This window comes from Streptomyces capoamus (assembly GCF_014654935.1).
GTDB lineage: Bacteria > Actinomycetota > Actinomycetes > Streptomycetales > Streptomycetaceae > Streptomyces > Streptomyces capoamus.
This window is the reverse complement of record NZ_BNBF01000045.1, coordinates 7,567-12,883: the sequence shown is the minus strand read 5'-3', so window position 1 is coordinate 12,883 and position 5,317 is coordinate 7,567. Positions and strand designations below refer to the sequence as shown.

9 protein-coding genes are annotated in these 5,317 nt (G+C 71.9%); 3 read left to right on the top strand and 6 right to left on the bottom strand.

Annotation, left to right across the window (positions count from 1 at the left end):
* Positions 1–473: phosphate ABC transporter ATP-binding protein (locus tag IE312_RS43485; RefSeq protein ID WP_229900889.1), on the top strand; the 473-nt coding region annotated here is incomplete at its 5' end.
* A gap of 109 nt (positions 474–582) precedes the next feature.
* On the opposite strand, the gene IE312_RS36815 is transcribed toward IE312_RS43485, so the two are convergent.
* Both IE312_RS36815 and IE312_RS36810 read right to left on the bottom strand, forming a co-directional pair.
* A complete protein-coding gene (locus IE312_RS36815; protein WP_189986671.1) occupies positions 583–1,581 on the bottom strand; it encodes an inorganic phosphate transporter in 999 nt (332 codons plus the stop codon).
* A gap of 7 nt (positions 1,582–1,588) precedes the next feature.
* Positions 1,589–2,209, bottom strand: coding sequence for a DUF47 domain-containing protein (locus IE312_RS36810; RefSeq protein ID WP_189986670.1), 621 nt, complete (start codon positions 2,207–2,209; stop codon positions 1,589–1,591).
* Between the two features lie 218 nt (positions 2,210–2,427).
* On the opposite strand from IE312_RS36810, the gene IE312_RS36805 reads away from it, so the two are divergent.
* Positions 2,428–2,736 carry a metal-sensitive transcriptional regulator gene (locus IE312_RS36805; RefSeq protein WP_189986669.1) on the top strand — a complete coding sequence of 103 codons (309 nt, stop codon included), beginning with the start codon at positions 2,428–2,430 and terminating at the stop codon, positions 2,734–2,736.
* 36 nt (positions 2,737–2,772) lie between these two features.
* Here IE312_RS36805 and IE312_RS36800 read toward each other — a convergent pair whose 3' ends face one another.
* Together IE312_RS36800 and IE312_RS36795 are read right to left on the bottom strand one after the other, a co-directional pair.
* Positions 2,773–2,934 (bottom strand): hypothetical protein, encoded by a 162-nt coding sequence (locus IE312_RS36800; RefSeq protein ID WP_189986689.1) that lies wholly within the window; start codon positions 2,932–2,934, stop codon positions 2,773–2,775.
* A gap of 117 nt (positions 2,935–3,051) precedes the next feature.
* Positions 3,052–3,912 carry an SCO4651 family lipoprotein gene (locus IE312_RS36795; RefSeq protein ID WP_189986668.1) on the bottom strand — a complete coding sequence of 287 codons (861 nt, stop codon included), beginning with the start codon at positions 3,910–3,912 and terminating at the stop codon, positions 3,052–3,054.
* A 142-nt stretch (positions 3,913–4,054) separates the two neighbouring features.
* Between IE312_RS36795 and IE312_RS36790 the strand changes: the two genes are divergently transcribed.
* Positions 4,055–4,240, top strand: coding sequence for a hypothetical protein (locus tag IE312_RS36790; protein WP_189986688.1), 186 nt, complete (start codon positions 4,055–4,057; stop codon positions 4,238–4,240).
* Positions 4,241–4,265: 25 nt separating this feature from the next.
* On the opposite strand, the gene IE312_RS36785 is transcribed toward IE312_RS36790, so the two are convergent.
* Together IE312_RS36785 and IE312_RS43480 are read right to left on the bottom strand one after the other, a co-directional pair.
* Positions 4,266–4,679: an NUDIX hydrolase gene (locus IE312_RS36785; RefSeq protein WP_189986667.1), complete on the bottom strand. Its 414-nt coding sequence runs from the start codon at positions 4,677–4,679 to the stop codon at positions 4,266–4,268.
* Positions 4,680–4,696: 17 nt separating this feature from the next.
* Positions 4,697–5,317, bottom strand: a 621-nt coding sequence (locus tag IE312_RS43480) for a CHAD domain-containing protein (protein WP_229900888.1), incomplete at its 5' end; no start/stop codon positions are given.

Sequence of the window (5,317 nt, the reverse complement as noted above, 5' to 3'; positions counted from 1 at the left end):
TCTTCGAGAACGTGGCGGCGGGCCTGCGGCTGAACGGCACCTACAAGAAGTCGCAGCTGGGCGACATCGTCGAGAGGTCGCTCAAGGGCGCGAACCTCTGGAACGAGGTGAAGGACCGGCTCGACAAGCCGGGCTCCGGGCTGTCCGGCGGCCAGCAGCAGCGGCTGTGCATCGCCCGGGCGATCGCCGTGGAGCCGGACGTGCTGCTGATGGACGAGCCCTGCTCCGCCCTGGACCCGATCTCCACCCTCGCCATCGAGGACCTGATCGGCGAGCTGAAGGAGCGGTTCACGATCGTCATCGTGACGCACAACATGCAGCAGGCGGCGCGGGTCTCGGACCGTACGGCGTTCTTCAACCTGGCGGCGGTCGGACAGCCCGGCCGGCTGGTCGAGATCGACGACACCGAGCGGATCTTCTCCAACCCGTCCGTCCAGGCCACCGAGGACTACATCTCCGGCCGCTTCGGCTGATCCCCCCGATCCCCTCGCGGTGCTGCATGGCGGTGCCACCGCGAGGACGCAAAGGGCCCGCCCCCGGCTCCCGGGGGCGGGCCCACTGCGTTGCGGGAAGGAGGCCGGCCTACAGGGCCACCAGCTTGACCACTCCGAAGGCGGCGGCGGCCACCAGGGCCGCGGCCGGCATGGTGATGAACCAGCCCAGGACGATGTTCTTGGCCACGCCCCAGCGGACGGCGTTGACGCGCTTGGTGGCGCCGACGCCCATGATGGCCGAGGTGATGACGTGGGTCGTGGAGATCGGGGCCTTGAACAGGAACGCCGTGGTGAACATGATCGACGCGCCCGTGGTCTCGGCGGCGAAGCCCTGCGGCGGGTCCAGCTCGATGATCTTGCGGCCCAGGGTGCGCATGATGCGCCAGCCGCCCGCGTAGGTGCCCAGCGACAGCATCATCGCGCAGACGATCTTCACCCACACCGGGATCGGGTCGCCGAACGTCTCGTGGCCGGAAATCACCAGTGCCAGCACCACGACACCCATGGTCTTCTGGGCGTCCTGGAGTCCGTGGCCCAGGGCCATGGCGGCCGCCGAGACGGTCTGGGCGATGCGGAAGCCCCGCTTGGCCTTGTGCGGGTTCGACCGGCGGAACAGCCAGAGGATCGCCGTCATCATGAGGTAGCCGACGATCAGGCCGACGACCGGCGACAGGAACATCGGGATGACGACCTTGGCGAGCACGCCGTTCCACAGCACGTCCGTGCCGCCCGCCAGCGCCGCGCCCACCATGCCGCCGAACAGGGCGTGCGAGGAGGAGGACGGCAGGCCGAAGTACCAGGTGACCAGGTTCCAGACGATGGCGCCGACGAGGGCCGCGAACAGGATGGCCATCCCGGTCGAGCCGGAGGGCGTCTCGATCAGCCCCTCGCTCACCGTCTTGGCGACCCCGGAACCCAGGAAGGCACCGGCCAGGTTCATCACGGCGGCCATGGCGAGGGCCGCCCGCGGGGTGAGCGCCCGCGTCGACACGGACGTCGCGATCGCGTTCGCCGAGTCGTGGAAACCGTTCGTGTACGTGAAGAAGAGCGCGACCGCGATGGTCGCGACCAGGGCGAAGGTGTCCATCGACGCCTCAGGACTCCTTGACGGCGATGGTCTCCACCGTGTTCGCCACGTGCTCGAAAGCGTCCGCCGCCTCTTCCAGGACGTCCACGATCTGCTTGAGCTTCAGCACCTCGATCGCGTCGTACTTGCCGTTGAAGAGGTGGGCGAGCAGCTTGCGGTGGATCTGGTCGGCCTGGTTCTCCAGCCGGTTGACCTCGATCCAGTACTCGGTGAGGTTGGCCATGGTGCGGAGGTTCGGCATGGCCTCCGCGGTCAGCTCCGCCGCCCGGGCCAGGACCTCGATCTGCTGCTCGACGCCCTTCGGCAGCTCCTCGACGTTGTAGAGGACGACGAGGTCGACGGCCTCCTCCATGAAGTCCATGATGTCGTCCAGGGAACCGGCGAGGGCGTAGATGTCCTCGCGGTCGAACGGCGTGATGAACGAGGAGTTCAGCTGGTGGAAGATCGCATGTGTGGCGTCGTCGCCCGCGTGTTCGGCGGCCCGCATACGCTCTGCGATCTCGGCCCGGGCGGAGGAGTCCGCCCCGAGCAGTTCCATCAGGAGTTTGGAGCCGGTGACGATGTTGTCCGCGGACGCGGCGAACATGTCGTAGAAGCTCGTCTCCCTGGGGGTCAGACGAAAGCGCACGTGGGGTCCTCGGGGTGCTTCGGTTTCGGTCAGGCTGATGCTAGGCGCATCATCCGGCCACGGCTATCGGGCCGCATCCCAGTGTCGCCCATCGGGCACAGTGGTCGGCACGGGGGCGGACGAAGGGCCCTCTACCCCGGAAAGTTCGTTACGATATACCCGGTAGGGGTATGTATACCGTTCCGTGCCCGACAGCTCGCCCGAGACGGAGGCCCGCGATGACGACGACGACCGAGGCCGGCGCCACGCACGGCTACCACCAGCAGAAGGACGAGCACCTCAAGCGGCTGCGCCGGATCGAGGGGCAGATCCGCGGCCTGCAGCGGATGGTGGAGGAGGACACGTACTGCATCGACATACTCACGCAGGTCTCCGCCTCCACCAAGGCGCTGCAGTCCTTCGCGCTGCAACTGCTGGAGGAGCACCTGCGGCACTGCGTCGCGGACGCGGCCCTCAAGGGCGGCGACGAGATCGACGCGAAGGTGGAGGAGGCCACGAAGGCGATCGGCCGCCTGCTGCGCAGCTGACCCGGCCGCCCGGCTCCCGCTCAGTCCGGCTCCCGCTCAGTCCGGATCGCGCTCCTCGGCCACGCGCAGCACCGCGTCGATGCTCTCCAGGCTGAGCCGGTCCTCGGCGGCCGAGGCGGCGATGATCAGCTCCCCGCACAGCTCGATCTCGGCGAGGGCCACGTGGTCCTGAACCGCCGTGCCGCCGACCGGAGCCACCCGTCTCACCTCTTCTCTGCCGTCACCGCTCCCTAGAGTAGGCAGCGCTGCACACACCGCGCATGGCACGGACGGGCTACTTACGGGGTGGCGTCCCGGACTAGTGACTGGCCGGTTTCAGGCCCCGCCGCCGTTGCCCTCCTCGGCGATCCGCCCGGCGTAGATGTCCTGCGCGGGCGGCAGCCGTACCTCGGCCGGCACGCCGAAGCCGTACAGCAGCAGCGTCGAGGCGACCGCCACGGAGGCCTTCTCCCGGCCGTTGACGAAGCTGAAACGCTGCCGCAGCTTGCGGATGCGGCCCTCGTCGTCCAGGTAGGCGTCGAACGGCACCACGGCCGTGGCGAACCCTTTCGCCGCCGCCGCCAGGGCCGCCCGGTCACCGGCGGTCGCGTACCGGGCCGCGCGGCCCAGGTCGGCGGTGCCCCGGTAGTGCCGCACCGGCGTACCGGCGATCTCCGTGCGGCCGACGAAGACGGCCTGCCGGGTCCCGCGCAGCACCTGGGCCGCCGCGTACGGGTCGGTCGCGCCGCCGGTGACCAGGTTGCCGTCGGACAGCGTCGCCGTCTCCACCCGCACCCACTTGTCGGCGGGCACGCCCGCGCCCCGGTTCTTCATGAACAGCGCGCCCGGGGCGAGGAGTTCGGTGATGGGCCGGTGCTCGGCGGCGCCCGTCGGGTCCTCCGGGAGCATCACGGTGAGCCGGCCGAGGCGGCGCCGGTAGTCGTAGACGCCCCGGCCGCGGATGGTGACCCGGGTCCCGCCGGTGGCCATCTCCATCGAGGTGGCGGCCTTGGAACTGCCCGCCTCGCGCAGCGCGTCGGCGGCCCGGTGCAGGGTGCCGACGGGGTCGCCCGTGCCCTTGACGTCCTCGGCGGCGGCGCCGCTGCCGGAACAGCCCGTGGCGGTCGCCCCGAGGCCGAGGAGGATGCCCACCGCGACGGCCGTCCCGCCCGTGCGTCTGTGCTGCCGCCGATCCATCGCCTGCCTACCCCCAGCCGGTGTGCTCCGTCACGGCCCCCCTGTCGTCCGGTTAACGACGGGTAGGGGGCGCCGTCACGCGCCGCCGGGACGGGCGGATCCGGGCGAATCCATTCCGCGCGGGCTGGGTACCGTGGTCGGCGTGGCAGTCATCGCGGTACCGCAGGACGGTCCGGAACGTGCCCGGCCGGGGCAGGAACACCTCACGACGACGAGTGAACAGGGCCGTTTCTGCGTGGCCCGGTGCAGTTGCGGCTGGCGCGGCCCCGCCCGCCGGGCCCGCAGCCAGGCCCGCGCGGACGCGCAGGGGCACGGGCAGGGCGCGTAGCCCGCGCCGTGCCCCCGGCGGGCCGTCAGCGGTGCTCCGGGGACCGCAGGAGCGCGTCCACCAGGTCGCCGTCGCGGGGCTGGGTGAGCCGGGACCGGGCATCGGCCGGGGAGAGCCACCGGATCCGGTCCACCTCGGAGTTGGGCGTGAAGTGGCCGGAGACCGCCTCCGCCGCCCAGTACCGCACCCGCTTCAGGCGGCCGCCCGTCGAGTAGTGCACGGCGGGCAGCTCGCCGCCGGGCTCGGCCGTGTACCCGGTCTCCTCCGCGACCTCGCGCAGGGCACCGGCGAGCGCGTCCTCACCCCGTCCGAGCTTGCCCTTGGGGTGGGACCAGTCGTCGTACTTCGGCCGGTGGACCAGGCAGATCTCCAGGTCCCCGGAGACCGGCGAGCGCCGCCACAGCACACAGCCGGCCGCTTGCACCACGGTGTCGTCCACACCGCCTCCTCGTGGGTTCAGGACGCGTCGGCGGTCCGCTTCTGCCAGGCCTGCTGGAAGGCGAAGCGGGCCGCCTCCACCTCGTGCCGCTGGTCGGCGTGGAGCACGCCGAGCGCGTAGGCCGTCGCCGGGGTGATCCGCGGGGTCCGGGCCGCCTGGGCCGCCGCCGCGGCCGCCTCCGAGGCGTCCCGGTGCCGGTCCAGCGCCTGGCCCGCCGTCAGCAGCCGGGCGCCGGCGGGGCAGTGGGCGCCGAGCAGCGCCTCGCGGGCGTACCGGTGCAGCCGCAGCAGCAGGCGCACCTGGTGCCAGGGGCCGTCCTGGGGGTGCGGGGAGGGGTCCGGGGACAGGCCGTGCACCAGCGCCTCGGCGTTGTAGGGGTGGCCGGCGGTGACCAGGGGCAGGGCGGCGACGGCGTCCATGAGGCGTTCCTCGGCCGCGGCGGCGAGGGGCCGCAGGTCGGTGACGGGGGCGGCGGGGGTGAGCGGTACCTCGCTGGCCAGCACGGCGACCTTGTCGGCCACGGCGTGGAAGCGGGCGGAGCCCAGGGCCTGCAGGGCGGTGGAGTGGGCCCTGGTCCGGGCCAGGGTGAGCTGGCGTTCCAGCAGGGCGCCGGCCTTCGCCGCGCCCACGGTGAGGCT

Excerpts from the sequence above, each read along its gene's own strand:
- IE312_RS36815 (WP_189986671.1), bottom strand. The coding sequence starts at position 1,581 with ATGGACACCTTCGCCCTGGTCGCGACCATCGCGGTCGCGCTCTTCTTC.
- IE312_RS36805 (WP_189986669.1), top strand. The coding sequence starts at position 2,428 with ATGACGACGACGACCGAGGCCGGCGCCACGCACGGCTACCACCAGCAG.
- IE312_RS36795 (WP_189986668.1), bottom strand. The coding sequence starts at position 3,912 with ATGGATCGGCGGCAGCACAGACGCACGGGCGGGACGGCCGTCGCGGTG.